Genomic DNA, 25,271 nt, shown 5'->3' on the forward strand with positions numbered 1-25,271 from the left:
CGTCTTCAACTTCAATGGCCGAACTTCACGCTCTCGCAGGCAAGCAGCACGCGCGCCAGCTCGTGCCCGCGCTTTAAGATTGCTCCGCTCCTGAGCACAACACTGTAGGCGCCCTGGCGACGTGCAAGCCGCGGGCACTTCTCGACGCGGAACAGTGGGTACTCGGACGCCCGCTGGAAGATCGCGAACACGGCCTTGTCGCGTCCCATCTCCAGCGCGTAGTCGCGCCATTCGCCCGCTGCCACCTTGCGGGCGTACACGGCAAGAATGGCATCCAGCTCGGCGCGATTGAACGCGACGACCGGAGCGATGCGAGCAGAATTGGAATTGAGGTGTGTGGATGTGCGTGAATGAGAGCCGGCCTCACGCGGGCGGAAACGTATCGGATCGGATTCGCTCAAAGCGCGCCTCCCTTCAGCCGTGGAAGCATGATCGCGCTGGTTCGTCGGATTTTCAAGCCGTTCCGCGTCGAGATTTCACACCACTGCCACAAAGCGTCCTTTGGCAAGCCCCATTGATGGGTAGGATCATGTTCAGCGTCTGGCCCGGTCCATCCCCCGCTTCGGATTAATGCCCCAAGCCCCCATCCGCAGCGAATCTCCCTGGACCGGGCCATTTCCTTTTCCCACACGACGCGATCCCAGCACCCCCAGAAATTCCTTCGTGCCGCCGGATTGGCGACGCCATGCGGCCCCGCGTCCGCCCAGAATCGCGTCCAGACTCTGTCGCGTTGACCACCTGCGCGGCTGTCGTGGCTGATCGGACCTCCCGAGCCCCCAGTCTGATTGGGTCTCGGCAGCCGGGTGGGCAACGCCTCTAAACTGCTCTCTCGTCTCGGCAAAGGGCTGGCGCCAAGTCGGCCCTTTGTTTTTGTCCGCACAATCCGCTATCGATTCGCCCTCCAAAGTTTCGAGAGAGGACCGGATATGGCGACGAAGGCACGCAAAACCAAAAGCGAAGCCGCAAAACGCCCGCAAAATCCCCTGCTCGCCCCGTGGCGCACTCCCTTCAAGGCGCCGCCTTTCAAGGCGATTGAGCCGAAGCGTTTCAAGCCTGCGTTCGATCTCGCGCTGAAGACTCACAAGCAGGAAATCGCCGAAATCGCCGGCAAGGAGCAGAGGCCGACGTTTGCCAATACGATCGTTGCGCTCGAGAAAAGCGGCGTACTGTTGAGCAAAGTGGCGGATGTCTTCTTCAATCTCGCGAGCGCCGACACCAACGATGCGCTGCAGGCCATTGAACGCGATATCTCTCCCCGCCTCGCGCAGCATCAAAGCGCAATCCTGCTCAACCGGCGCCTGTTCCTGCGCATCGCCGACCTCCACGAGCGGCGCGATGAGCTCGGTCTCGACGCCGAGTCGGTCCGTCTTCTCGAGCGGACCTACAAAGGGTTCGTGCGCGCCGGCGCCAAGCTCGATGCCAAGTCGCGCAAGCGCGTTTCCGAAATCAATACGGAGCTGGCCAAGCTGGGAACGGCCTTCACGCAGAACGTGCTCGCCGATGAGCAGGCGTGGCACATGATGCTGGATGGCGAACGGGATCTAGAAGGCCTGCCGGAGAGCGTTCGCGCCGCGGCAGCTCAGGCCGCCACCGATCTCGGGAAGCCCGGCCAGTATGCGATCACGCTCGCCCGCTCCAGCGTGGAGTCGTTCCTGCAGTTCTCGGCCCGGCGCGACTTGCGTGAGGAGGCCTGGAAAGCCTGGATCAAACGCGGCGAGCTCGGCGGCAAGACCGACAACCGGAAGATCGTCGTCGAGATGATAAAGCTTCGGAGCGAGCTCGCGCGGCTCCTCGGCTTCGAGACCTTCGCCGACTATGTGCTCGAGGACACTATGGCCAAGACGCCAGCCGGCGTCCGCACGCTTCTCGACAAGGTCTGGCCCGCGGCCCTCCGCAGCGCCCGCGCTGAGCGGGATGCGCTCGAAAAACGTGCCCGCGCCGGCGGTGAGAACTTCAAGATCGCCGCCTGGGATTGGCGCTATTACGCCGAGAAGGAGCGCAAGGCGCGTTACGACCTCGACGAGGGTGAGGTGCGCTCCTACCTTGCGCTCGAAAATGTGCTCGAAGCCGCCTTCGACACGGCAGGAAAGCTGTTCGGAATCGTATTCGAGGAGCGGCCGGATGTGCCGGTCTACCATCCGGACGTGCGCGCCTGGGAGGTGAAAACGAAGGCGGGCGATCATGTCGGCTTGTTCTATGGCGACTACTACGCACGGCCTTCCAAGCGCTCGGGCGCCTGGATGTCGTCCTATCGCGGCCAGCACAAGCTCACCGGCAGCATCCGGCCCATCGTCGTCAACGTGATGAGTGTTGCGCGCGGCGCAACCGGCACGCCGACGCTCCTGTCGTTCGATGATGCGCGCACGCTGTTCCACGAGTTGGGCCACGGCCTGCATGGCCTGTTGTCGGATGTTACCTACCCGTCTCTTGCCATGACGAATGTGCTGCACGATTTCGTCGAGCTGCCATCCCAGCTTTACGAGCACTGGCTGTCGCGGCCTGAGGTACTGAAGCGCTTTGCGCTCCACGAAAAGACCGGAAAGCCGATGCCCGAGCGCCTGCTCAAGCAGCTCGAAGCCGCGCGCACGTTCAATCAGGGTTTCCAGACGGTGGAGTACACGGCCTCCACGCTGCTCGATCTTGAGCTGCATTCTCTCAACGATGCGTCGGGGTTGGATGTCGACTCGTTTGAAAGCGAGGTGCTGGCCCGCATCGGGATGCCGGCCGAGATCGTGCCACGCCATCGCATCCCGCATTTCCAGCACATCATCGGTGGCTATGCGGCCGGCTACTACAGCTACCTCTGGTCCGAGGTGATGGACGCCGACGCCTTCGCCGCCTTCACGGAGACGGGCAACATCTTCGACAAGAAGACGGCAAACAGGCTCAAGACGCACATCTATTCGGCAGGTGGACGGCAGGATGCGCTGGACGCCTACATCTCGTTCCGGGGCCGTGCGCCGGAGATCGACGGGCTTCTCCGCAAGCGCGGCTTGGAATAGTGGTCCCCCACCGACGTGATGGCCGGGCTTGACCCGGCCATCCAGTGATGTTGAGAGGCGAGTGCCGCGTCTACCCCGCCTTGCGGTTCTGGATCAGGTCATCCACGACCGAGGGATCGGCAAGCGTTGATGTGTCACCGAGGCTCCCGAACTCGTTCTCGGCGATCTTGCGCAGGATTCGGCGCATGATCTTGCCCGAGCGGGTCTTCGGCAATCCCGGAGCGAACTGGATGACGTCCGGGGATGCGATGGGCCCAATCTCGCGGCGCACGTGCTGCACGAGTTCCTTGCGCAGCTCGTCCGAGGGAGCTTCGCCCGCATTCAGCGTCACGTAGCAATAGATGCCCTGACCCTTGAGATCGTGCGGGTAGCCGACGACGGCCGCTTCCGCGACCTTGGGATGACCCACGAGAGCGCTCTCCACTTCGGCCGTCCCCATCCGATGGCCGGACACATTGATCACGTCGTCGACGCGTCCGGTGATCCAGTAGTAGCCGTCCTCGTCGCGCCGGCAGCCGTCGCCGGTGAAATAGGTTCCCGGATAGGTGCTGAAGTACGTCTGCACGAAGCGCTCGTGGTCTCCGAACAGCGTGCGGGCTTGGCCCGGCCAGCTGTCCAGAATGACGAGATTGCCTTGCTCGGCGCCTTCCAGAATATTGCCCTTGTCGTCGACGAGAGCGGGCTGGACGCCGAAAAACGGCCGGGTCGCCGATCCTGGTTTCAAGGCGGTCGCACCGGGGAGAGGCGTGATGAGAATGCCGCCGGTCTCCGTCTGCCACCATGTGTCGACGATCGGGCACCGGTGCTCACCAACCACGCGGTTATACCATTCCCAGGCCTCTGGATTGATCGGCTCGCCGACACTGCCGAGAAGACGCAGCGAGGACCGGTTGGTCCGTTTCACGAAATCGTCGCCGGCGCCCATGAGCGAGCGGATCGCCGTCGGCGCCGTGTAGAACGTGTTGACCTTCCACTTGTCCACGACATCCCAGAAGCGCGAGGCGCTTGGATAGGTCGGTACACCCTCGAACATGAGCGTCGTCGCGCCGTTCGCGAGCGGCCCGTAGACGATGTAGCTGTGGCCCGTGACCCAGCCCACGTCCGCCGTGCACCAGTAGACATCGCCCTGGTGATAGTCGAAGACGTATTGATGCGTCATCGACGCGAACAAGAGGTAGCCGCCCGTCGTATGCACGACGCCTTTGGGTTTTCCGGTCGATCCGGAGGTGTAGAGGATAAACAGCGGATCCTCGGCATTGACTTCAACCGGCGGACAATCGGCTGAAACCTTTTCGAGTTCCTCGTGCATCCAGAGATCGCGGCCGCCGGTCCATGGTACGGGCGAGCCGGTACGGCGCACGACCAGCACCTTTTCATCGCCCTTGGCGCGTTTCTTTAAGGCTTCATCGGTGTTCTTTTTGAGCGGAACGGGCTTGCCGCCGCGAAGGCCCTCGTCGGATGTGATGATGATTTTCGACCCGGCGTCCTCGATGCGATCCGCGAGGCTGTCCGGAGAAAATCCAGCGAATACGATCGAGTGGACGGCGCCGATGCGCGCGCAGGCCAACATGGCGTACGCAGCCTCGGGGATCATCGGCAAATAGAGCGTGACGCGGTCGCCTTTGGCGACCCCATGAGCCTTGAGCACGTTGGCGAATTTCGACACGCGCTCGTGAAGCTGGCGATACGTAATCGTCTGATCTTCGGTGGGGTCGTCACCTTCCCAGATGATGGCGACCTGATCGCCACGCGTTTCGAGATGGCGGTCGATACAGTTGGCAGCCAAGTTCAGCGTGCCGTCCTCGAACCACTTGATCGAGACGTCACCCGGTCCAAAGTTCGTATTCTTCACTTTGGTATAAGGTTTGATCCAATCGATCCGGAGGCCATTCTCGGCCCAGAACCCTTCGGGGTCTTTGACGGACTGTTCGTAGAGGGCGCGGTATTTCGCATCATCGAGCCAAGCGCGGCTCGCCCACTCGGGCGTAACAGGATACGCCTTATCTGACATCCTTAACTCCTCCCGGAAATCTGGCTTCTTCTTGTAGCGGCCATTATGGGCACTCGCGACGCGAGCGACAACTTCCCCCTTGGTCGAAGGCGATACGGCCTACCTGGACGTGCTCTCGAGAGAGACCGGCTAGGTTAATCCGGACTTCAAGGCCGCTGGTCTACTGCTGACAACATCGGCAGTATCCTCGTCGGACTCCGGACCTGGGTCGTCAGGCGCGCGCGGTGGAGTGAAAACCTTGGTGGGTGCGGAGCGGTGCGCCGAGTCGCTGCCACGACTATTGGTCCGGCGCGTGGCCGGAGTCGGCTCCGGTTCCACGACGGCAGCGTCGTCTTTGTGAGCCTCCTGCGGAGGAGCCGCAGGCGCCTTCTCATCGGCGGTTGGCGCAGCAGCCTTTGGAGGCTGCGTGTCTTCGCGCGAAATCGACACCGGCTCCGCCTTGACGATGACTGTCTCCGGCTCGCCAGACGCAATGAACTCCGTCAGGTCCGCGCCGAGAATGCGCTCCTCGCTGCCATCCGGTTCGTCGACTGGAACGCGCCATTCGAACGCGTCGATCTGGCCCGTTACGGGAGAGGTCGGTGCCCACCGGTCGGAGGTCACGCCGTCAGCGGTCCAGGCCGCATCGCGGGGTGCCGTGACGGCGCGTGCGAGCCACTCGCGCGCCCGTCCCTTGTCGCCGCTTTCCTCGGCTTCGATGCGCGCGAGGAGAGCCGCAATTCGCCGCGTCAGGCCGTTTTCGGTGAATGGCTGCAGAATGCGCCGCGCCTCGGCGTAGTCATGAGCCTCGATGGCCGCTAGCGCCACGGCGATCGAGCTTTCGATCGAATGCGGGTTGAGCGTGAAGAGCTGCTTCACGCGGTCGAGCCGGTCGCGCGGGCTGTCGCCGATGCGCGCGTAGGCATAGGCCGTCGCAAGCTCGGGATGCGGAGACTTCACCCATGTCTTCTGGATGACCTTCGCCGCGCGGGGCGTGTTGCCCCGCGCCGCAAGCAGCCGTCCCGCGATTGCGGCGGACGGAATGAGTGAGGGAGCAAGGCCATGTGCCTCAAGCGCGAGTGTGAGCGCCTTCTCGGGATCGTCCTCCTCGAGCGCCTGCGCCTGGGCGGTGAGAAGAATAGCACGACGCCGGTCGGCGGTCGGCCGATCCACCTGTCCGTGCCGTTTGGCCAGCGCAAGCGTCGCAAGCGCCCCGTTCCAGTCGCCGGCCTGACATTGAAGGTCGAAGAGCGCCTCCACGGGCCACGACAGTTTCGGATTGAGCCGCAACGCCCGTTCGGCGAATTGGCGCTGCGCCTCACGCTCCCCCTCGCGCCCGGCTTCGAGGAAAAGACCTCTCAGACCCAGCTGTTCGGTATCGGGTGAAGCGAGCATGGCTTCGAAAATGCGCCGTGCGGTGGCTTTGTCGCCGGAGAGCTGGGCCGCTTGCGCACGCAAGAGGTGCGTCAGGGGCTCGTTCGGCAGGGACTTTCTCGCCTGGAGTGCATAGCGAGTGGCCATCGATTTGTCGCCTGCGCCGATGGCGATCATGCCGCTCGAGAGCGCATCGAGACCGCGCCGCTGACGCCGCCGGGTCAGGAAGTGGCTGACCGCCGCCGGGCTCGACCAGATCTGTGTCAGGATCGTCCAGATGAGCAGCGCAAGACCGATCAGAGCGGCAAAGATGACGACCGCGCGGAACACGCTCGTTTCGATCTCATAGCCTTGCCATGTGATAAGGAGCGATCCAGGCCGATCCGCGAGCCAAGCCAGGCCCGTCGCAAGCAGGATCACACCGAGGAGAAACAGGACGAGACGCGTCATCGGTCACTGTCCTCTCAATGATTGGAAGGTGCGGGCGCCGGCGTCGCAGGCGCTGGAGAAACATCCGCCGCACCGGAGAGCGACGCCTTGAGCCGGCCATCGAGCGTGGCGATGGCCTGATCGACCGAGTGGCGTGCGGTGACCTTTTGGAGCCAGTCCTCGATCGCGGGCTGTGCCCGTTGCGGCAATGCTTTCGCCTGGGCGATTACATCGCCCAGCTGGCCGTCGTTGAGAGCGGACTCGATCCGCGCAACGATAGCCTCGGTGCTCGTATCGTCGGCCTCATGACTGACCTTGCGCACGCGCACGACCGACTTCGCGCCCGACCAGAGACGATCGATGACGGAACCGTCGGCGGGTTCGAGATCAGCGTCGATGACGGCATTCATCACGGGGCGGAAATCGGCCTTCAGCTGTGCGAGCGTGGCGACGCCGGTGTCCTTGAATTTATCGAGCGGGCCCAGATCGAGTTGCCCGGCCGATGCCTTGCGCACCTGTTCGAGCTCGACGGCATAGCCTTGCCCCTGTCCGCGGTCGAGCGCACGCTTCAGGTTCGAAAGCTCGAGCGAGAGCACGATACGCTCGGCATCCTGCTTACGGCTCTGCTCGCTTTGCACGACATTCTGTACGTTCTGCTCGAGTTCGGCGATCTTGGTGCTGACCGGACCGATGGCAGCGGAAACGTCTGCCGGACGCGTGACGGACTTGAGCTGAGACTCGACGGAGCTGCGAAGCTCTCCGACGACACTCGACAGCCGAGCGGTCTCTTCCCGTACGGCCTCAACAGCCGCCGAAAGCCGGTCCGTGCTGGCCTTCTGTGCTTCAACCTGCTGTGTGCCGCGTGCCTGGTCGGTCCGCACCTGCGTCAGTTCGCGGTCCAGGCGAGACGAGGCGGCCTTGGCGGCTTCGCTGGCTTCCGCGGTGGCCGCGATGCGTTGCTCGATGTCGGCAGGCAGCCCCTTGCGCAGGCTTGCGATCTGATTGGCCAACGACGTTTCGAGATCGGAGATCTTGCCCGTAACAGCCGCGAGCTGGGGCAAACGGCCCTCGGAGTCCGGCGCGCTGGCGGCGATCATCGCAAGCTGTTCCTCGAGCTTCGCCAGCCGCTCGCCGCTGGCTGCGGCACCACTGTTTTGGGTGGTCTCAACCAGAGATTTCGTCTCGGCCTGGAGCGAATTCTGTGAGTCGCGGAGCGCGATGACGTTTTGCTCTAGCTCCTGGAGCTTCGCGAGCTGGCGTTCCGCATCGTCGATCTTCGCATTGAGCGCGCCGATATCCGCGCCGTCTTTCGGTGCGGCTTCGAGCGTGGCGATGCGGGCCGAGAGTTGCGCCGTGGGACTGTTCGGCGGTTCGGGAAGGAATGCGGTACCGGCATAGACCAATCCGCCACCGACGAGGCCGGCAAGAAGGTGCGAGAAGAACCCGCCGCCGCCGGTCGTCGCTGTGGGAGCTGGTGCAGGCTCTGTCTTGCTCCCGGTCGACTTCGGCGCCGCTCCTGGGTCTGATGGCTTGGCGGCACCTGCAGGAGCCGACGGCGCGGACGGTTTCGAGCCAGTCGACGCCGTGGACGCACCCGCTGCGGATTGGCTAGCGGACGATGAACTGGCTGCTGAGGCGCTCGATGACGGCTGCGATGGCGATGCGCCGCTTGCGCTGGTCGACGGCGTAGCAGGCGCGCGCACTTCCGTTGCCTTCAGGTCGAGCGTTGCGTGAGGGCGCTTGACGCCAGGACTGTCGGTCCGGCCAGCAACCTTCGGATCGGGCTTGTCGATCATGGGAGCAGGGTCTCCAGGGGCTGTGGTCGCATCGCGGGGGGAGCGGGAGCGGCCTAGACTGAGTCTGACGCCTCGCGGGCAATAAGGGCAAGCATTTCTTGAGAGTTGGGCAAGCGGGCGACCACCGTCTTAACGGTCCCCAAGGGACAAAGCTCCCGGGCAACCGCATCGGACAGGCAGAAGTGCACGACCTTCCGCGTCTCGGCTACAAGTCCGCCATCGGCGGCTAATTTGGCGTAAACCCTGGCAGTTCTGGGCGACATCAGCACGACGCCGTCGATGCGATGGTCCCTGAGGGCCGTTGTCGCATCGGCTGGGAGCGTGCTGACCGGGTCGGTTCGGTAAACGACCTCCGTTCGCACCTCAAATCCGTCTCCAGCCAATGCGCCCTTGAGGTCGAACGCCAGCGTTTCAGCTGCAAGATGAACCAGGGCACCGGCTCCGGGGTCAATCGTTTCACGGATAATCTCTGCCAGCTCGCGCCCCGTCCCCGGTCCCTCGATGACCTGGCGAAAGCCGAGTTCGCGCCCAAGCTCTCCCGTACCCGGACCGACGGCCAGCAACGGCAGCGATTGTGCGTGCTCGGGCAACGGCGCAACCGCCTTGAGGCCATTGCGGCTGGTGGCAATGAAGCCCTGAACGCCCGCGAGCGAGGGCAGCTTGCCCACTGTGTGCACCGTAAGAAGCGGAGCGTGCGTGATGCGATGCCCCGCGGCTATCAAAGCCAAAGCGAGCGGATCCGCATCCGGTCCCGGATCGGGTCTTGTGAGGAGGAGATGCATCACGACGTCCGCGTGAAGATGGCCTGTGCTCCCCGCTCGAGCAGGACGTCGGCTGCCGCCGCTCCCAGAGCTGCGGCCTCAGAAGCAGGTGCGTCACGATCGATTTCGAAGCAGGCCGTTCCGTCGGGCGAGAAGGTCATGCCGCGGAACACGAGAGTTTCGCCCTCCAGCCGCGCAAGCCCTGCAATCGGCGTGCGGCATGAGCCTTCGAGCCGCGCGAGAAACGCGCGCTCGGCTGTAACGCACAACGCCGTCGGCTCATGATTGAGCGGCGCGAGGAAGCCTTTTGTCGCGCTGTCGTCTTGACGGATCTCGATGGCGATGGCGCCCTGCGCCACGGCGGGCAGCATCTCCTCGGTCGCGATCGCCGACGTAATGCGGTCTGCCATGCCCAGGCGCTTCAAACCCGCACACGCGAGCAGCGTCGCGTCCGCGACTCCATCGGCGAGCTTTTTGAGGCGCGTCTGCACGTTGCCACGGAACCCGACCACCGTCAGGTCTGGACGGATACGCTTCACCTGCGCTTGTCGCCTGAGGCTCGACGTGCCGACCACGGACCCTTCCGGCAAGTCCGCAAGCGAAGCGTACTTGAGGGAGATGAAGGCATCGCGCACGTCTTCACGCGGAAGCACCGCTCCGATACCGAGGCCTTCGGGGAGCTCGGTCTGCATGTCTTTCATGGAATGCACGGCGAGATCGATCTCGTTCGCGATCAGCGCTTCCTCGATCTCTTTGGTAAAGAGACCTTTTCCGCCGACCTCCGCGAGCGGCCGGTCGAGGATCATGTCGCCCGTGGTCTTGTAGACCCGGATCTCGATTTGCTCCTCGCTCAGACCATGAGCCGCCATCAGCCGATCCCGGACCTCGTGGGCCTGGGCGAGTGCGAGGGGCGAACCGCGCGTTCCGATACGAAGGGTGCGAGCTTGCAAGTCGAGGGCTCCAAGTGTTAGGGCCACGGCCTAACCGGCCGCGCGGCGCCATTAATGCCCCCGCACGGCTGCGAACGCAAACGGGACCAGGACGTGCCGGCGGAAGAGAGTAAATCGAAGCCTTCGGGATCTCCGCTCGTCGTGCTCGGCATTGAGACGAGCTGCGACGAAACAGCCGCGTCCGTCGTGTCGTGGGACGGCGCGGCACGGGGCCGTATCCTGTCGAATGTGGTCCGATCCCAGCTTGCCGAGCACCGGCCTTACGGGGGCGTTGTGCCGGAAATTGCTGCGCGCGCCCATGTCGATTGCCTCGACGCAATCATTGCGGCGGCCCTGGACCAAGCCGGCGTCAGCCTAGCTGACCTTTCGGGCATAGCCGCGACCGCTGGGCCCGGCCTCAACGGCGGGCTGGTTGTGGGGCTTGTGACAGGCAAGGCCTTGGCGCTGGCGAGCGGAAAACCCTTCCTTGCCATCAATCACCTGGAAGCACACGCGTTGACGGTTGGTCTGACCGACGGTCTCCCGCCGCCTTATCTTATGCTTCTGGTCTCCGGCGGGCATACGCAAACGTTGCTCGTTGAGGATGTGGGCCGCTATCGCCGCTTGGGCACCACCATCGACGACGCCGTTGGAGAAGCCTTCGACAAGACGGCGAAGCTGCTCGGGCTCGGCTATCCCGGTGGACCGGAGGTGGAGCGGGCTGCGCGCTCCGGCGATCCGGCCCGGTTCCCGTTGCCCCGACCTATGCTCGGACGCGCCGAGCCTCACTTTTCCCTTGCCGGTCTCAAGACGGCGCTGCGCCAGCGCGCAGAGGCGGCGGCCCCCCTCTCCGAGCGCGACATCGCCGATCTCTGCGCGGCGTTCGAGGCCGCTGTGTGCGATGTCATCGCTGACCGTGTGGCGCGTGCGATGGAACTGGCCGAGCCGGCCTTCGGCCCCGGTGTGCCGCGTTGGCTCACGGTAGCAGGCGGCGTCGCGGCAAACAAAAGCATCTCCGCTGCACTCTCGAAGGTTGCTGGTGAGCACGGCTTTAGCCTCGCCGTTCCACCCCCCGCGCTCTGCACGGACAACGGCGCGATGATCGCATGGGCAGGCGCAGAGCGGCTTGCCCGCGGCCTCGTCGACGGGCTGGACTTCGCTGCCAAGCCGCGATGGCCGCTCGACCCCGGTGCGCCGGCCGCCATCGGAGCGGGCGTCAAGGCGTGATCTGTTGTGAGTTGATATCGACGACCATTGAAGCGTCGCAGGTCTGCGCCATGCTATGCCTACGGAACGAAGGGATGGGCCAGTCATGAGCATGGATCGAATTGGTGTGATCGGCGGCGGCGCTTGGGGCACAGCGCTCGCGCAGACGTTGGCGCTCTCCGGCCGCGACGTTGTGCTCTGGGCGCGCGAGCCCGAAACCGTGGACGACATCAACACGCGCCGCGTCAACCGCGCGTTTCTTCCGGGCGTCTCGCTCGATCGGCGGATCTTGGCGACGGAAAAGATCGCAGACTGCGCAGCGGCGGATGCGATCCTGCTGGTCTGTCCGGCCCAGCACGTCCGCTCGGTGACAAAATCCCTCGCCGCAGTCGCGCGTCCCGGTCAGCCGCTGATTGTCTGCGCCAAGGGCATTGAGCAGACGACCGGCAAGCTCCTGGGGGAAGTCGTCGCCGAAACCGTCCCCGACATGACGCTGGCCGTTCTGTCAGGTCCGAGCTTCGCCGCAGACGTGGCCCGCGGACTTCCCGCAGCGCTCACCATCGCCTGCCGCGACGAGCGTCTGGGAAAAGTGCTCGCCGAGTGCATCGGTGATCGCCAGCTCCGCCTGTATTGGTCCGACGATATTGTCGGCGTCGAGCTTGGCGGCGCACTCAAGAACGTACTCGCGATTGCAGCCGGCATCGTCGATGGCAAAGGGCTCGGAGCTAGCGCACACGCGGCGCTGGTCACACGCGGATTCGCCGAATTGCGCCGCCTTGGCCGCGTGCTGGGCGCGCGTCCCGAGACCATGATGGGTCTGTCAGGTCTCGGTGACCTGGTGTTGACCTGCGGGAGTCCTCAGTCCCGCAACATGAGCCTCGGTCGCGCGCTGGGGCACGGAGAGACGCTGACAGCCGTGCTTGGTTCGCGCGTCTCGGTGACGGAGGGCGTTTACACGGCTGCGGCCGTCGTTCGCCTAGCCGAGGAAAAGCGCATTGAAATGCCGATTACCGAAGCGGTGCATGCCATCCTCGAAGGCCGCGTGTCGGTCGATGACGCGATTGCCGGCCTCATGAGCCGCCCCTTCAAGGCCGAGGACTAACCCTTCGGCTTGGCGTCTTGAGCCTCGTCGAATATGGCGTAAGGTTCGACGCGAACCCGAGTTCCGATGTGCGAGACGACTGCAATGGCTTACTGGCTGCTCAAATCTGAACCCGATGCGTTTTCGTGGGACGACCTGGTCGCCAAGGGCGCCAAAGGCGAACCTTGGTCGGGCGTTCGCAATTTCACCGCCCGCAACAACATGAAGGCCATGCAGCTCGGCGATCTCTGCTTCTTCTACCATTCGAACATCGGCAAGGAAGTCGTAGGCATCTGCGAGGTGATCGCGCTGGCGCATCCGGACCCGACTGACGACACCGGCAAATGGCAATGCGTCGACGTGAAGGCGATCGAGCCCCTTCCACGTCCGGTGACACTGGAAGCTGCGAAATTGAACCCCCGCCTCGCCGAAATGTCGCTCGTGACATCGTTCCGTCTGTCGGTTCAACCCGTGACCGAGAAGGAATGGGCCGAAGTCTGCAAGATGGGCGGCTTGGCGCCGACGAAGCGCGCGAAGAAAGCATGACCAGAACCAATCCCACAGTTCAAACGCCGTTGGATCCCAACGACGACGTGTCCGCGCGCAGCTTCATCGAAGCCAATACGCGTGTGCTCTCGCCTCCGTTGGTGCCGGAGATAAAGCTTCACCTCGCCGAGGAGAGTGTGCCGATCTGGCAGAAAACCGAGGAGGAGCTGGGCGAGATGAACGTCCCGCCCCCGTATTGGGCCTTTGCATGGGCCGGCGGACAGGCCCTTGCCCGCTATTTGCTGGATAACCCGGAGCTCGTTGCGGGGCGTACGGTGCTCGACCTTGGCTCAGGCTCGGGACTGACCGCGATCGCGTCCAAGCGGGCAGGTGCGGTGCATGTGCTCGCGGCGGATATCGATGCCCTGGCGCTCGCGGCGGTCCGGCTCAATGCGGCGTTGAACGACGTGGGTCTCGAAACCACCGACGACGATCTGCTCGCGCGTGCGCCGGCGCGAACGGATGTCGTTTTGGTCGGAGATCTGTTTTACGAGCGCGAACTCGCGGAGCGCGTTACGGCGTATATCGAGTGGGCTGCGGCGGCGGGCGCGCGCGTGCTGATCGGCGATCCAAAGCGCAGCTATTTTCCGGCAGGCCGGTTCACGCTTGCGGCGGAGTATCAGGTTCCGGTCACCCGCGAGCTTGAGGATGCCGAAATCAAACGCACGTCCGTGTGGCAGCTCTGATCGCGGACCTATTGAGAGGTATCAGGCTCGGTGTGGCGGCGAAGGAGTTTGCTGTGCAAGGCACGCGCTGTCGCTTCGATTTCCTTCAGCCGTCCGTGCCTCATTTCCGAGGCGACAATCTTCATCGCGGCCGCGAGCGTGACCGGATGGGACAGACCATATCGAACCATGATCCGGAGCGCCTCTTCGTCGGCCGTATCCTCAAGCTGGATAGGCTGACGCATGCGCGCGATCATATCCTCCAGAACCGGGTTCCGCGACGTCATGGCTGGTTCCCTCCCCAGGGGGGTGACGGCGTATTCGGAGGTTAACGCGCCAGAGCCCAGGTCCGGTTCCGGCCGAGGGGATTTCGTAAGGATGCCGCACCCCGCCGCGGCCCAAAGGGCGCGCTGAGGTGCGAAGTCGGTCTTGAACCCCGGACGAAATCAGCCTATCAAGGCGCGCCTACGGGCCCTCGAGGCCCCACCAAGGCGCAGCCGCAATAGCTCAGTTGGTAGAGCACGTCATTCGTAATGACGGGGTCACAGGTTCGAGTCCTGTTTGCGGCACCAGCCATTTCAAACGCCTCACGACTTCAAAATCCATACGTAGCCGTCGTGGGTCTTTAAACCGCGAGTTGGTTGCGATTTCGCGACTCTTTCCAGGCGGTGAAGTCGATGACTTCGCCGGAACTCGACCGGGTAACCGGCCGGGGGCCGGCAAGAGCGCGTCGCTTGGCCAAGTTTTGCAGGAGCATGCCGAGGCTTGCGCCCAGGACGAGGAAGCAAAGGGTTTTCTTTTGCATGGGGACCCCCGATAGAATCAGGCCCTCATTGTTCCCTAGCGATCGTCCTTGCCTCTAGTGCGGGAGAACCACAGCAGAGCGCAATCCCAGCTGCGGGGAGATAGTCCGCCGGGAGAGGAAGCGGCGAATCCGGGGATTCGAGGTTTCAAGTCGAGACGGCGGCCCGAAGGGAATCCGGGACAGATCTTCGGCCTGTCTCGTTCCGGTGAATAGCGCGCCGTTCGGCAACCTTCGGCTCGTGCCTGATCTGCGCGGGAACGAATGCGCTGCTTCTCGCGTTTTTTCCGCGATCCAGTTCCTATCGTCGCAGATCGCCGGTTCAGTTACGCATCAAGGAGTGTCGCCATGGTCCAGTCGAACCCCTCCTATCAGAGCACCTCGGGCACCCGCCCAGGCGAAAGCCCCGACGCCGTCCACCAGCTTAAACGCAAGGCCGAAGAGGCGTTGGATGCGGCGGCCACCGAAGGCGGTCGGGCGTTGCGCAGCGCGGGCGAACAGGCCGAGTCGGCAATCGAGGCTACGCGGCGCTTCGTGCAGTCCCAGCCGCTTCTGGCAATCGGGGCGGTAGCTGCATTCGCGTGTGCCGTTGGCGTGCTTTGGAAACTTGCTCCTGCGCGTCGCAACACCGATCTGGTGGATAGGCTCGCGGACTATGTGGAGCCCGGCTACCGCGCCCTCCGCCGTCGTCTCTAGTCTCGCCACGTTGCCACGCTGGGAATCCCGTCCGCCGACACTGCGGGCGGGATTTCTGTTGGCGGTATAGCGAGGCTGGGAACTAGCCGGGTATCCGGGCGTTACCTCTTTGCTTTCGTTCGGGAGGAGTCCGAATGGACATTAAGAAAAGGGCGTCTCAGGCCGAGCTTCAGAGAGAGCTTGATGAAGCGTTGAAAGCCACGTTTCCCGCGAGCGATCCCGTCGCAATCGGCGATGAAACATCGGACACGCCAGATCGCCCGGCAGACCGAAGGCCGGCCCGGATCGACAAAGCTCTGGTCGACAGGCTCGCGCAGGAAGTGGCAAGGCGGCGGGGCACAGCTTAGCAACCCGCATACACAATCGATTGAGAGTGTCCAAAAACAATGGCGGCGGCCTATCGAGAGCATGCTCTCGCCAGGCCACCGCGACGTGCGCCAAGGTACGCGGGACCTAAATCCCTGGCGCTTGGGTATGATTAAACCCCGAAATCGTTTCAACTCTGCAAACGTCGTTCGATTTTTGCCGTCTCCTGGAACCAAAGTACATTTCGTCGCAGGTCAGCGTGCATCGTGCTGCTCGGCGGGTCGAGGGAGAGCAAGCAGCCGCCCAACCAATGGAACCGTGATGGCGTGAGGCAGGAGCTTCACGCCAAGGGCGCCCACGCTGGGAAGTACCCCCGGGATGATAACGGTCCGGCCGACCTGAAATCCCCGGTACGCGCTCCGCGCAACGGCATCCGCGGTGAGCGACGGTATAATCGTGCGGTAGAGCGCTGCCTCGGCCCCCATCGCACCATGGAAGCTCGTTTCGACCGGGCCGGGTGCGACGATGGCAATCCTCACACCACGCCCCCGCACTTCGTGCGCGACGGCTTCCGTGAGCGATATGAGATACGCTTTGGTCGCGTAGTAAGCGGCTTGATGGGGACCAGGCACGAGTCCGCCCAACGATCCGACATTGAGAATTCCGCCGCGTCCGCGCGCAAGCATCGGCGCCAGAGCATGACGCATGAGTCGCGTCGCGGCGGTGATGTTGATCGCGATCAGACGCTCGAGGTCCTCCTGCGAATGATCGGCGAACAATCCGGCGAGGCCGATGCCGGCGTTGTTCACGAGGACATCAGCATAGACTCCGGCTTCGCGAAGCGCCGCGTCCAGACGATGCGGCGCGTCCTGGTCGGTAACGTCGAGCGCAACGGAGTGAACCGAAACGCCCGTGTCGCGTGCGATGTCGCGCGCGGCGACGTCGAGCGCTTCGCGCACGCGAGCGATCAAAACGATGTCGCGTCCTGCGCGGGCAAAGCGGTGAGCGAGCGCGCGGCCAATACCACGGGATGCACCCGTCACCACCACTGCGGGAGCGAGGGCCTGGACCTGCACCCAGGCGGCCGGGTTCGGCTTCGCGTAGCGACCGATCCAAAGATCCGCAACGGACGTGAGAATTCGCGACATGCACGCACTCCGAGCTGAGATGCAAAGTGCAAATTAATATGATGAGAGATTTTCAACATTCTGAGTGTGAAAATCGAGCAGACAAATCATTGATGAAGCGGACAAAGTTTATGACGCAGCCCAAAATTGCAGCCACCGGACGGGTTTTGGAGGCCTTGATCATGCGCAAAGATGGGTCTCATATGCGCCGGTATCTTGTGGATAACCGCGAAAGAACTTGAGCCCCGTTGCATGGGCAGCGCGACAGTAGGGCTCTCAAGGATCGAAGGGCGGACGTCATGCATCTACCTCATGACGCCGACTGCGGAGAGGCCCGTCACAGCGAGACTACGGCGCGCCGTCAATAACCGCTGCAACTATAGGAGCCGGGTGCGCATTTGATAGCCATGCCGGCCGCAACTTCGGTTTTTGAAGGTTCCGATCGTTCGCTGCGGTCGAACCACTGGTGGAGGAGCGTACTATGAATGCAAATGCGTCAAGATCGCTAGCAGACCAGGGCTTGGACAAGACTCCCGGCCTGGCCCCGCTCGAAGCGTGGCTCAGTCTCAATCGTCCAGTGTTTGCCGCCATGACGGAACTCAACGGCCGTTTCCTCGAACAGATGTCAAAGGCCAACAACGAATGGTTGGGGTTCGTCAATCGTCGTCTCAACGAGGACATGGCCGCCTCGCAGCGCTTCATGGAATGCAAGACGGTGCAGGACCTGTTTACCGCCTATTCGGAGTTCATCCAGCGTGCTCAGCAGCAGTACCAGGCTGAGTTCCAATACTTCGCGCGACTGAATCAGAAGCTCGCCGATGAGACGGCAAACGTGATGAAGTCCCGCATGGACGAAGTTGAAGCGGACATTCGTCACTGACGTTCGAGAATGCCGACAGCCTTTACGCCCGGCGCGCTTATGCGCGGCCGGGATGAGGCTGTTTCTCCGATCCGACAACGACGCGCCTCGCCAAGGGCGATAGCAGCACGAGGACGGCGGCAAGCGCGAGTCCGCACAGAAGCGCAATTGAGAGGGTATCTGCGCCGGATCCGAGAAAGCGCACAACGATCGACACCAGTAGATCATACTTCACGACGGCAATGGTACTGACCGCCACACCGGCGAGCTTCGCTGCCAGCTCGAGATCCTGGTCATGCTGGCGGAAGGAGAACAGGAGCAGCAGCATCGCCCACGCGCCGAACAGAAAACTCATCAGCGTGACGATGGATCTGAACCCGCCTTTTTGCTGCACCCCGAACAGCGCATCCGCCGACTGCACATACCCCTGACTCATGAGCGGGAAGAAGATCATGGCGACAGCTCCGACGATCACGCTCAGCTCGATCCGGCTGATTTGGTCGGGGTAATGCCGCTTCACGCCCGAATGCCTCAGCGTCAGCAGAACGCTGATGGCGAGCAGAATGAAGAGGAAGAACACCTTCGACGGCAGCAGGAGCTTGTGGATGCGTCCTGTGATCGATTGCTGCGTCGGATCCACGTAGAGCCGGTCGATGGCCGATTGATAGCGCCGCTGCGCCTGGCAGCATTCGGCGTCCGTGCTGAGACGGGGAGTATCAGTCAACGGCGTTGATGCGAAACAGAAGCGCTTGGTCTCCTCGGCGGTGTCGGCTTCGATCAGCGGCTCGGCCTGGCACGAGCGAAAGAACTCGCGGACGCCAAGTCGGCGCTGGCTGACATGCGTGAGGTTCGTGACGCCGTCCAGCAACGCGATACGCTCGCAGGGCTTTCCGGCATCGCTGCATCCGGCGGGTTCGCTCTTGTCCGTGACAAGCGTGGCAGGCTTGATGTCCCAGACCGACCGGTGCGGGTTCGCCGAAAGGCCGAACGCGATTTGCGTCGCCACAGCGCCGAGCACGACAAGCCCGATGAGAAATCTCAGTCGCCCGAACGAGACATGGCGCCAATACATGTCGACGAACGCGCACGAGGGCACATAGAACGCGGCCAGCGCGACGAGCCCAAGCGTCGGAAAGAAGAGAAACAGGTGGCTGTCAAAAGCGGCAAAGGTCAGCGCCTTCTCGGGACCGAATTCCCAAAACAAGACGCCTGGAACGGCCAGGAACGAAAGCCCGAGCACGAAGTAGACGATGAACACAAACGCACGCGCACCGAATGACATGAGCGGGTCCTGCCGAATGGGGAAGTTTGGCCGCCAGTATGCTGATCGGCACGCTTTCGCCTAGGGTTTCCCGGCCACGCCCGAGGCCCAATGCCGCGCTGCGCCGAACGCTCGGGGAGATGTCCCGCCGCGGGCGGCAAAAGTGTGGCAAGGTCCGGCCCGGGCGGGAGTAGACAAGCCTACCCGCCTTGAAGAAGATGCGTCCTCGACACCAGCCACACGAGGGGATGAGCCTGCTAGACCAGCGACAAGAGCCGGGGCCGGAGGGTCCTCCGATCCGCGTGCTTCTCATTTCGGACGGCCGGCCCGGTCACTTCCGGCAGAGCGAAGGCGTAGTGGCCGCCATTGAAAGGCGTCGCCCGGTCGCTCTCGACCGGCTGCAGCTCGTGCCGCGCGTCCCCCTGGCCAAGGGTCTCGTGACGAGGTTGGGACGGGTGCTTCCTCCACCGCGGTACCTGAGCTGGCTCTATGGGCTCGATGCCAATCAGCTCGAAAAGCCCGACATGATCGTTTCCACGGCCGGCACCACGATTGGTGCCAACGTCTCGCTGGCCCGGATCTGGGGCGTGCCGAACGTATTTTGCGGATCGACGCGCGGCTATCCGCTCAAGCGGTTCCACCTCGTGCTCACGCCGTATGCCTCGGTAGCCCAGCCCCCGAAAATCGTGGCGGCACCGAAGCCCGGGCCATTCAATCCCGAAGGTATCCCGCCGCCTCGCCCATTGCGCAGTCTGGAGGACTTTCGCGACGCCCGCATCAGTCTGCTGATCGGCGGCCCGACCCCGTACTCCCACTTTGCGAGCCAGGATTGGTCGCGCCTCGCAGACCTCGTCGAGACGTTGGTGTCTGAACGAGGCTGCTTCGTAACGATCGTCACATCGCGTCGCACGCCCGATGAGGCATACGAAAAGCTGATGCCGCTCGTGAAGCGGCCCGGCGGCGGTGTGTCCGTGATCGATTATCGGATCAAGGGAGCTGGCTCCATCGAAGCCTCCTTCGATTGCGACCTGATCCTGGTCACCAGCGATTCCATGTCGATGATGACCGAGGCCGCCCTCTCGCGGCGCCCGGCTATTGCCCTCGCCCCTCGAAAAGTCGGGCCCCATCGCGATGACGAAGCGGTTGCGGGCTTTGTCGCCGCGAAACGGCTGCGCGTACTCCCGCTGGCGAGCACCGATGCGGCCGCATTGGCTGCCGCGACGCTTGCGCTCGAGCCGTCAACTGAGAACTATCTCGATCCGCTCGCGGACATCGTGCTGACGGCGACCGGGTTGCGTGCACCGGCCGTGTAGTAGATTGAAATATCAGGGATTATGCCCATATCGGAGTGGCGGAGAGAGTGGGATTCGAACCCACGAGACGGTTGCCCGCCTACACGCGTTCCAGGCGTGCGCCTTCAACCACTCGGCCATCTCTCCTGAAGCCCACCGCGATCGCCTCCAAACCAAACGGTCCGGAGCGCAAATCATCGGTCGTCGAATTCCGATGTGGAGCGGCGCACTATACTCATAACCGCCTTGGAGGCAACACGCGAACGGGCCCGATCCGGTCTTCTTTTTCCGTTACCTATGTTAGAGCTTGGGAGCGGCGCCTAGCGTGAATCGCAAGCCCTTTCGCCAACCCCGGTGAACCTTCAAATGCCCGTTTTTCGCTTCCTGTCCGCTCTGTTTCTTCTGATCGCGACCGTGGCACTCGTGATCGACGCCACCCCCGCGATCTACGGGGCTGGCGCCTTCAAGGCGACGTCGCTGGCGGCCCACTGGCTGGATCTGGGCCCGAGCTCATTCGGCGCGGCCAAAAAAGCGATATCCGGGGCCGCACCTTGGCTCTGGAACGGACTTGTCGAGCCGTTGCTCGAGGTGCCGACGTTCGTCACTTTCGGCGTTTTGGCGCTGATGAGCGGCTACGCCGGTCGCAGGCGCAGGAGCGTGACGATCTTCGTCAACGAGCGCGCCAACTAGAGTGCTTCCGGAAAAGTGGGAACCGGTTTTCCGATAAGGAGCACGACAAAACAAAGAACGAGGATCGGTCCTCGGTTCAACGAACGCCTGAACGACCCTAGGCCCGGCAAATCTACTGCTTCGTGGCGGGCGTCGTAGGTTTGGTCTTCGCGGTCGGCGCAATCTTGCTGACGACCGGGAACGCCGTGGAGGCGGTCTGCCCGATCGGGGTTTCGCTTGCGAAGTCGTCGACGATGCCGATGGCGATCAGGACCACGAGTGCACCAACCAGGCCCATCACGACGTTGTGGTGCGATTTGTTCAGCTCGGTGATCTGCGCCTCGTCGACCGCATCGACCTCGTTCACGCGGCTGCCCTTGATACCGAAGAACTTCCGGCGGAACGACCGGCGGACGTTGCCGCGGTCGATGAGCGGGAGCCGCGCGCGATCTGCGATCTTCTTCGCGATTTCAGGATAGGGGAAGCACGGGTCGACATTGGCTTCGCTCACGTAGCCGATCGGGATCGACTTCTCGTCCTTCGTGATGATCCGGGCACCTTTGAGCAGCACCGGCACGAGCGAGCCGCCATAGATCTCGCGACGGGTCTCGACCGTTTGGATCTGGTCGTATGGGATGTCATAGCTCTTGTAGAACAGCATCGGCGTCGGACCGCGACCCGACGGCAGCGTCATTTTCACGGACGTCTCGCCCAGCTCCACACGCGCGAGCAATGAGAACAAGAGTTCCACGACGATAAGAAACATCAGGATCGTGAAGGCCGTCGCCATGATGCCGAGGCCGATAGCGTCGAAGAGCAAGCCGCTCTTCACCCGCATGTAGATCATGGCGGGCAGGCTGGCGAAGAAGGGGAGGAGCAGAAGGAAGACGAACGAGAAGAACGTCTTGCGCCCTCCTCCGACGGCATACACGTCCCGCTCATGCTTGACCTCGGGAAGCGCATGTTCCCCGCTGCTCACCGCCGCGTCCGTCATTGCCCTGAACTCCCCCAAACCCGTCTTTGGTTGGCCAGCATTCTAGAGGCCCTGCCGCGCCGAGTCACGGGGCCGCAGGGTAAATGAGGGCTTCCCGATCCGGGTGTGACCCGAAGGCGGCTACTCTCACCGCCCTTCACGGTGCTCGCGAAGTTCGGGGCTCGCTTCAGGCAGATCGAGATCCGAAGGTTGCTCGAAAGCCGCACCGTCTCCCGAACGCCGGGCCTGCCGAACAACGGCTTCGGCCTTGTCTGGCGGGTACCCGAGGCTCGTGAGTGAGTACCCCAAAAGCCCAAGGGCCACTTCCCGGGTCCCCATGATCGCAAGCCCTATGCCTTGCTGTTTGAGGTAGGCGAGTTCCGACGCGCGATGCGTCCGTACGGCCGTGTCGATGGTCGGATTGGCAGCCCGCGCCAATTCCAAAATCTGCCGCTTCTGGTAACTCGGCGGGATGGCCAGGATCAGAAGTTTGGCATTCGCGATGCAGGCGGCATCCATGACGCCCGTAGCCGTGGCGTCGCCATAGACAGCCAGGATGCCCTTGCTGCGCAGCTCCTCCACGCGCCTGCGGTTCTCGTCGATCACGACGAAGGGGAGGCCCTGGGCCTGCAGGATGTCGCCAATGGCGCTGCCGACGCGCCCGTACCCCACGATGACGGCATGGTCCTTGAGCCCCGCGCACTTGGTCGTTTCGGGCAGGGTTTCAAAACCAGTGGGCCTTTCGAGCATGGAGAGCAGCTTCGGTCTCGCGCGAAACCATGCCGTCAAGGGGTCGACGCACGCAAAGACGAGAGGGTTGAGCATGATCGACAGGATCGCGCCCGCAAGAATGAGATCGCGCCCTTCCGTCGGCAGCAAGCCGAGCGTGACCCCCAGTCCCACAAGGATGAACGAGAACTCGCCGATCTGCGCCAGGCTTGCTGACACCGTCAGCGCGGTATTGATCGGATACCCGCGCAAAAGCACGATGGCGAACGCAGCCAGCGACTTTCCGAACACGATCAGAAAAACGACGGCGAGCACCGCAAGCGGTTCTTTGACGAGAATGCTCGGATCGAACAGCATGCCGACCGAGACAAAGAAGAGAACTGCAAACGCGTCCTGCAGAGGCAGAGAATCGGCCGCCGCCTTGTGGCTGAAATCGGATTCGCTGAGCACGACGCCGGCAAAGAAGGCGCCGAGCGCGAACGACACACCAAACAGCTCAGCCGAGCCGTAAGCGATGCCGAGTGCGATCGCGAGTACGGCGAGCGTGAAAAGCTCGCGTGATCCCGTGCGCGCGACAAGCTGGAGAACCCACGGCACGGCGCGTGTCCCGACAATAAATACCAGGGCCGTGAAGAGTGCCACTTTCCCCAACGTGAGGAGGAGCGTCATCCCGACGCTCCCGCCGGAAAGGTGGCTGGCGACGCCGCGTCCGGCTGCTTCACCGCCCAGCACGCCCGCGAGCGCGGGCAGCAGGACGAGAGCGAGCACCATCGCGAGATCCTCGACGATGAGCCAGCCGACGGCGATTTGACCGTTGAGCGTGTCGACCGCGTTGCGTTGCTCGAGCGCGCGCAGCAGCACGACTGTACTGGCGACGGAGAGAGCCAGACCGAACACGATACCCGCGCCGATACCCCACCCCCAGAAATGGGCGAGTGCCATCCCGCAACCCGTGGCAACCGCAATCTGAGCTATCGCGCCGGGCACCGCGATGCCGCGGACCGCGAGAAGGTCATTGATCGAAAAATGGAGGCCGACACCGAACATCAGCAACATGACGCCAATCTCGGCGAGCTGCCCGGCGATATGCGCGTCGCCGACGAGGCCGGGCGTAAAAGGGCCAAGCGCGACGCCCGCAAGCAGGTAGCCCACCAGAGGGGGCAGGCGCAGCTTGTTTGCGATCATGCCGCCGATGAAGGCGAGCACAAGACCCATGGAGATCGTGGCAATCAGCGAGACATCGTGTGGCATGGTCCTCCTGGATCGGAACGGGGATTCAAAGGCGCTCGTAAAGTCACCGATGAATGCGATCACGGCATGTAAAAAAGCCAAACCTTACGGAAATTGTAAACCGAATAGGGTGGCGCCACCGGCGGGTAAGTGCGTGTGCGGCCTTGCCTAGAGCGCCTTCGTCAAGCGAGAGTGAGACCAATGCAAATACGTAGGGGTGGGGAGCATCCGGACATGTCGAAACGCAGAAAGCTGAACGCAAAGGCTTCGATCATTGCGGCTTTGGGTGTTGCGCTGGCGGCTGCCCCCGCTTGGTCGGCGCCGAAGCAATTCACGTTCAGCGAGAAGGCCAACGAGCGCCTCGCGAAAAAACTCAACATCCCGATTTTTTTCACGCTTCCCAAAAGCACATGGGCACCCCTCGGTAATGCAGGATTCGATACGACAGACGTCCTGCTCGACTTCAGGCACCCCGATGCGATCAAGACGAATAGCGACGCGGGACTGCGCTTGGTCGTGACGCCGCGCGCCGGCATGGCTCAGCGTCTTGCCAAGAGCGGAATCTTCCAGACCGGCGACATCCTGCTGACGTTCCGCTCCGAATGGGGAGGCGCCGGCGCCTACCCCAACATCCAGATGGGCATCAGTCACACCGGCGTCGCCTACATCAAGGACGGAAAGCTACGAAACCTCGACAACCCTATGAACGAGGAATACCTCGGCAAGGGCATGAGCGCGGACCTCACCAGCGAGCACTACCGGACTCTGAACTATATCCACGTGGTGCGGCCGCGAGACTTGAACGACGCCGAGCGCGCCAACATCCTGGCCTGGGCCACGCGCCTGAATAGTAACGCCAAGCGCGTCTATCCGAGCCAGATCAAGTTCAACGACAACTACAACGCGCCGAAGTTCAAACCCAATCACTCGTTGAATTTCGTTCAACACCTTGGGCAGATCGCGCTCGGGCAGAACCCCGCGGGCACGCTGGATCTCTACTGCTCCGAGTTCGCGTGGTCGCTGCTCGCGCTCAAGGACTGCGATCCCGGCACAACGGCCGAGGAGTTCAAGGGCACCCGTGTGCCCTCCTGTGTCAAGCCGCCGATGCGGCCGTTGGTTGCAACGGGCAACAACGTACCGAACGAAGGCCGCTCCTCCCGCATCGGCCTCGCCGATGGGCCGCTGACCGTCATCGACGGCCTCAAGGCTCCGCTCTCGGAGCGCCGGGCGTTGCTCGAGTCGGTATTCGTCGAGAACCCGGCTGGCCTCAAGAAGATGTCGGAAGGCCACCGCAAAGTTGCGGAAGCCATGCAGCCGAAATTCGTGACTTTGAAAGACTATTATCTCGGTGTGACGGGCGGCAACGTTCTCCAGCGCACGCGGGCCCGAATGATCAGGACGGCCTTCAACGTCGGAGTTCCGGAGAACTACTCTCCCACTTCGTACCTGCTGAACACACTGCTGCCGCCCGATAACGTCAACCGCACGATGGACTACGTTGCGACGATCGTAATCGAATGACGGCGCAAGACTGTCTCTGTCGATGAA

Annotated in this window: 23 protein-coding genes and 2 tRNA genes; 12 read left to right on the top strand and 13 right to left on the bottom strand. The window is 63.1% G+C overall.

The window, feature by feature from the left end; translation table 11 throughout:
• Positions 1 to 11: 11 nt before the first annotated feature.
• Positions 12 to 401 carry a DUF2794 domain-containing protein gene (locus VHO05_RS05825; protein WP_329645656.1) on the bottom strand — a complete coding sequence of 130 codons (390 nt, stop codon included), beginning with the start codon at positions 399 to 401 and terminating at the stop codon, positions 12 to 14.
• Between the two features lie 525 nt (positions 402 to 926).
• Between VHO05_RS05825 and VHO05_RS05830 the strand changes: the two genes are divergently transcribed.
• Positions 927 to 3,002: a M3 family metallopeptidase gene (locus VHO05_RS05830; RefSeq protein WP_329645657.1), complete on the top strand. Its 2,076-nt coding sequence runs from the start codon at positions 927 to 929 to the stop codon at positions 3,000 to 3,002.
• 70 nt (positions 3,003 to 3,072) lie between these two features.
• Here the strand turns inward: VHO05_RS05830 and acs are convergent, their stop codons facing one another.
• The 5 genes from acs to hemC all read right to left on the bottom strand — a co-directional run bounded on the left by acs (position 3,073) and on the right by hemC (position 10,302).
• Positions 3,073 to 5,013 carry an acetate--CoA ligase gene (gene acs, locus VHO05_RS05835; RefSeq protein ID WP_329645658.1) on the bottom strand — a complete coding sequence of 647 codons (1,941 nt, stop codon included), beginning with the start codon at positions 5,011 to 5,013 and terminating at the stop codon, positions 3,073 to 3,075.
• 129 nt (positions 5,014 to 5,142) lie between these two features.
• Positions 5,143 to 6,816, bottom strand: a complete 1,674-nt coding sequence (locus VHO05_RS05840; RefSeq protein WP_329645659.1) for a heme biosynthesis protein HemY — start codon at positions 6,814 to 6,816, stop codon at positions 5,143 to 5,145.
• Positions 6,817 to 6,830: 14 nt separating this feature from the next.
• Positions 6,831 to 8,591 carry a hypothetical protein gene (locus VHO05_RS05845; RefSeq protein ID WP_329645660.1) on the bottom strand — a complete coding sequence of 587 codons (1,761 nt, stop codon included), beginning with the start codon at positions 8,589 to 8,591 and terminating at the stop codon, positions 6,831 to 6,833.
• A 53-nt stretch (positions 8,592 to 8,644) separates the two neighbouring features.
• On the bottom strand, positions 8,645 to 9,373 hold the full coding sequence (locus VHO05_RS05850) for a uroporphyrinogen-III synthase (RefSeq protein ID WP_329645661.1): 729 nt from the start codon (positions 9,371 to 9,373) through the stop codon (positions 8,645 to 8,647).
• Positions 9,373 to 10,302, bottom strand: a complete 930-nt coding sequence (gene hemC, locus VHO05_RS05855; RefSeq protein WP_329645662.1) for a hydroxymethylbilane synthase — start codon at positions 10,300 to 10,302, stop codon at positions 9,373 to 9,375. Before hemC ends, VHO05_RS05850 begins: the two co-directional genes overlap by 1 nt.
• A 54-nt stretch (positions 10,303 to 10,356) precedes the next feature.
• On the opposite strand from hemC, the gene tsaD reads away from it, so the two are divergent.
• From tsaD to VHO05_RS05875, 4 genes are all read left to right on the top strand, one after another.
• The gene (tsaD, locus tag VHO05_RS05860; RefSeq protein ID WP_414653698.1) at positions 10,357 to 11,508 is read left to right on the top strand and encodes a tRNA (adenosine(37)-N6)-threonylcarbamoyltransferase complex transferase subunit TsaD; all 1,152 of its coding nucleotides are present in this window, start codon (positions 10,357 to 10,359) and stop codon (positions 11,506 to 11,508) included.
• 85 nt (positions 11,509 to 11,593) lie between these two features.
• Positions 11,594 to 12,589, top strand: coding sequence for an NAD(P)H-dependent glycerol-3-phosphate dehydrogenase (locus tag VHO05_RS05865; RefSeq protein WP_329645664.1), 996 nt, complete (start codon positions 11,594 to 11,596; stop codon positions 12,587 to 12,589).
• Between the two features lie 84 nt (positions 12,590 to 12,673).
• Complete coding sequence (locus tag VHO05_RS05870) at positions 12,674 to 13,114, top strand: EVE domain-containing protein (RefSeq protein WP_329645665.1); 441 nt, start codon at positions 12,674 to 12,676, stop codon at positions 13,112 to 13,114.
• Positions 13,111 to 13,800 carry a class I SAM-dependent methyltransferase gene (locus VHO05_RS05875; RefSeq protein WP_414653699.1) on the top strand — a complete coding sequence of 230 codons (690 nt, stop codon included), beginning with the start codon at positions 13,111 to 13,113 and terminating at the stop codon, positions 13,798 to 13,800. Before VHO05_RS05870 ends, VHO05_RS05875 begins: the two co-directional genes overlap by 4 nt.
• A gap of 8 nt (positions 13,801 to 13,808) precedes the next feature.
• Here VHO05_RS05875 and VHO05_RS05880 read toward each other — a convergent pair whose 3' ends face one another.
• Positions 13,809 to 14,066 (bottom strand): hypothetical protein, encoded by a 258-nt coding sequence (locus VHO05_RS05880; RefSeq protein WP_329645667.1) that lies wholly within the window; start codon positions 14,064 to 14,066, stop codon positions 13,809 to 13,811.
• Between the two features lie 209 nt (positions 14,067 to 14,275).
• Here VHO05_RS05880 and VHO05_RS05885 point away from each other — a divergent pair.
• Positions 14,276 to 14,351 (top strand) — tRNA-Thr (locus tag VHO05_RS05885).
• A gap of 53 nt (positions 14,352 to 14,404) precedes the next feature.
• Here the strand turns inward: VHO05_RS05885 and VHO05_RS05890 are convergent.
• The gene (locus tag VHO05_RS05890; RefSeq protein WP_329645668.1) at positions 14,405 to 14,584 is read right to left on the bottom strand and encodes a hypothetical protein; all 180 of its coding nucleotides are present in this window, start codon (positions 14,582 to 14,584) and stop codon (positions 14,405 to 14,407) included.
• A 345-nt stretch (positions 14,585 to 14,929) separates the two neighbouring features.
• On the opposite strand from VHO05_RS05890, the gene VHO05_RS05895 reads away from it, so the two are divergent.
• Both VHO05_RS05895 and VHO05_RS05900 read left to right on the top strand, forming a co-directional pair.
• Positions 14,930 to 15,277, top strand: coding sequence for a hypothetical protein (locus VHO05_RS05895; RefSeq protein ID WP_329645669.1), 348 nt, complete (start codon positions 14,930 to 14,932; stop codon positions 15,275 to 15,277).
• Between the two features lie 134 nt (positions 15,278 to 15,411).
• Complete coding sequence (locus VHO05_RS05900) at positions 15,412 to 15,624, top strand: hypothetical protein (protein WP_329645670.1); 213 nt, start codon at positions 15,412 to 15,414, stop codon at positions 15,622 to 15,624.
• Positions 15,625 to 15,837: 213 nt separating this feature from the next.
• On the opposite strand, the gene VHO05_RS05905 is transcribed toward VHO05_RS05900, so the two are convergent.
• Positions 15,838 to 16,731 carry an SDR family oxidoreductase gene (locus VHO05_RS05905; RefSeq protein ID WP_329645671.1) on the bottom strand — a complete coding sequence of 298 codons (894 nt, stop codon included), beginning with the start codon at positions 16,729 to 16,731 and terminating at the stop codon, positions 15,838 to 15,840.
• Between the two features lie 499 nt (positions 16,732 to 17,230).
• Between VHO05_RS05905 and VHO05_RS05910 the strand changes: the two genes are divergently transcribed.
• Positions 17,231 to 17,590: a phasin family protein gene (locus tag VHO05_RS05910; RefSeq protein WP_329645672.1), complete on the top strand. Its 360-nt coding sequence runs from the start codon at positions 17,231 to 17,233 to the stop codon at positions 17,588 to 17,590.
• 37 nt (positions 17,591 to 17,627) lie between these two features.
• On the opposite strand, the gene VHO05_RS05915 is transcribed toward VHO05_RS05910, so the two are convergent.
• On the bottom strand, positions 17,628 to 18,851 hold the full coding sequence (locus tag VHO05_RS05915) for a hypothetical protein (protein WP_329645673.1): 1,224 nt from the start codon (positions 18,849 to 18,851) through the stop codon (positions 17,628 to 17,630).
• 227 nt (positions 18,852 to 19,078) lie between these two features.
• Between VHO05_RS05915 and VHO05_RS05920 the strand changes: the two genes are divergently transcribed.
• A complete protein-coding gene (locus VHO05_RS05920; protein WP_329645674.1) occupies positions 19,079 to 20,143 on the top strand; it encodes an ELM1/GtrOC1 family putative glycosyltransferase in 1,065 nt (354 codons plus the stop codon).
• 36 nt (positions 20,144 to 20,179) lie between these two features.
• On the opposite strand, the gene VHO05_RS05925 is transcribed toward VHO05_RS05920, so the two are convergent.
• Positions 20,180 to 20,269, bottom strand: a tRNA-Ser gene (locus VHO05_RS05925).
• A 219-nt stretch (positions 20,270 to 20,488) separates the two neighbouring features.
• Between VHO05_RS05925 and VHO05_RS05930 the strand changes: the two genes are divergently transcribed.
• The gene (locus tag VHO05_RS05930; RefSeq protein WP_329645675.1) at positions 20,489 to 20,812 is read left to right on the top strand and encodes a hypothetical protein; all 324 of its coding nucleotides are present in this window, start codon (positions 20,489 to 20,491) and stop codon (positions 20,810 to 20,812) included.
• A 112-nt stretch (positions 20,813 to 20,924) separates the two neighbouring features.
• Here VHO05_RS05930 and VHO05_RS05935 read toward each other — a convergent pair whose 3' ends face one another.
• The gene (locus tag VHO05_RS05935; RefSeq protein ID WP_329645676.1) at positions 20,925 to 21,785 is read right to left on the bottom strand and encodes a hypothetical protein; all 861 of its coding nucleotides are present in this window, start codon (positions 21,783 to 21,785) and stop codon (positions 20,925 to 20,927) included.
• Between the two features lie 126 nt (positions 21,786 to 21,911).
• On the bottom strand, positions 21,912 to 23,744 hold the full coding sequence (gene ybaL / locus VHO05_RS05940) for a YbaL family putative K(+) efflux transporter (protein ID WP_329645677.1): 1,833 nt from the start codon (positions 23,742 to 23,744) through the stop codon (positions 21,912 to 21,914).
• Positions 23,745 to 23,957: 213 nt separating this feature from the next.
• On the opposite strand from ybaL, the gene VHO05_RS05945 reads away from it, so the two are divergent.
• Positions 23,958 to 25,244: a hypothetical protein gene (locus tag VHO05_RS05945; protein WP_329645678.1), complete on the top strand. Its 1,287-nt coding sequence runs from the start codon at positions 23,958 to 23,960 to the stop codon at positions 25,242 to 25,244.
• Positions 25,245 to 25,271: the final 27 nt, after the last annotated feature.

The organism is Hyphomicrobium sp. (assembly GCF_036262015.1).
GTDB lineage: Bacteria > Pseudomonadota > Alphaproteobacteria > Rhizobiales > Hyphomicrobiaceae > Hyphomicrobium_C.

What these genes read in the sequence shown, in the direction of transcription:
- VHO05_RS05830 (WP_329645657.1), top strand. Translation starts at nt 927, where the DNA reads ATGGCGACGAAGGCACGCAAAACCAAAAGCGAAGCCGCAAAACGCCCG.
- acs (WP_329645658.1), bottom strand. Translation starts at nt 5,013, where the DNA reads ATGTCAGATAAGGCGTATCCTGTTACGCCCGAGTGGGCGAGCCGCGCT.
- VHO05_RS05840 (WP_329645659.1), bottom strand. Translation starts at nt 6,816, where the DNA reads ATGACGCGTCTCGTCCTGTTTCTCCTCGGTGTGATCCTGCTTGCGACG.
- VHO05_RS05845 (WP_329645660.1), bottom strand. Translation starts at nt 8,591, where the DNA reads ATGATCGACAAGCCCGATCCGAAGGTTGCTGGCCGGACCGACAGTCCT.
- VHO05_RS05850 (WP_329645661.1), bottom strand. Translation starts at nt 9,373, where the DNA reads ATGCATCTCCTCCTCACAAGACCCGATCCGGGACCGGATGCGGATCCG.
- tsaD (WP_414653698.1), top strand. Translation starts at nt 10,357, where the DNA reads ATGCCCCCGCACGGCTGCGAACGCAAACGGGACCAGGACGTGCCGGCG.
- VHO05_RS05865 (WP_329645664.1), top strand. Translation starts at nt 11,594, where the DNA reads ATGAGCATGGATCGAATTGGTGTGATCGGCGGCGGCGCTTGGGGCACA.
- VHO05_RS05870 (WP_329645665.1), top strand. Translation starts at nt 12,674, where the DNA reads ATGGCTTACTGGCTGCTCAAATCTGAACCCGATGCGTTTTCGTGGGAC.
- VHO05_RS05875 (WP_414653699.1), top strand. Translation starts at nt 13,111, where the DNA reads ATGACCAGAACCAATCCCACAGTTCAAACGCCGTTGGATCCCAACGAC.
- VHO05_RS05880 (WP_329645667.1), bottom strand. Translation starts at nt 14,066, where the DNA reads ATGACGTCGCGGAACCCGGTTCTGGAGGATATGATCGCGCGCATGCGT.
- VHO05_RS05890 (WP_329645668.1), bottom strand. Translation starts at nt 14,584, where the DNA reads ATGCAAAAGAAAACCCTTTGCTTCCTCGTCCTGGGCGCAAGCCTCGGC.
- VHO05_RS05895 (WP_329645669.1), top strand. Translation starts at nt 14,930, where the DNA reads ATGGTCCAGTCGAACCCCTCCTATCAGAGCACCTCGGGCACCCGCCCA.
- VHO05_RS05900 (WP_329645670.1), top strand. Translation starts at nt 15,412, where the DNA reads ATGGACATTAAGAAAAGGGCGTCTCAGGCCGAGCTTCAGAGAGAGCTT.
- VHO05_RS05905 (WP_329645671.1), bottom strand. Translation starts at nt 16,731, where the DNA reads ATGTCGCGAATTCTCACGTCCGTTGCGGATCTTTGGATCGGTCGCTAC.
- VHO05_RS05915 (WP_329645673.1), bottom strand. Translation starts at nt 18,851, where the DNA reads ATGTCATTCGGTGCGCGTGCGTTTGTGTTCATCGTCTACTTCGTGCTC.
- VHO05_RS05920 (WP_329645674.1), top strand. Translation starts at nt 19,079, where the DNA reads ATGAGCCTGCTAGACCAGCGACAAGAGCCGGGGCCGGAGGGTCCTCCG.
- VHO05_RS05930 (WP_329645675.1), top strand. Translation starts at nt 20,489, where the DNA reads ATGCCCGTTTTTCGCTTCCTGTCCGCTCTGTTTCTTCTGATCGCGACC.
- VHO05_RS05935 (WP_329645676.1), bottom strand. Translation starts at nt 21,785, where the DNA reads ATGACGGACGCGGCGGTGAGCAGCGGGGAACATGCGCTTCCCGAGGTC.
- ybaL (WP_329645677.1), bottom strand. Translation starts at nt 23,744, where the DNA reads ATGCCACACGATGTCTCGCTGATTGCCACGATCTCCATGGGTCTTGTG.
- VHO05_RS05945 (WP_329645678.1), top strand. Translation starts at nt 23,958, where the DNA reads ATGTCGAAACGCAGAAAGCTGAACGCAAAGGCTTCGATCATTGCGGCT.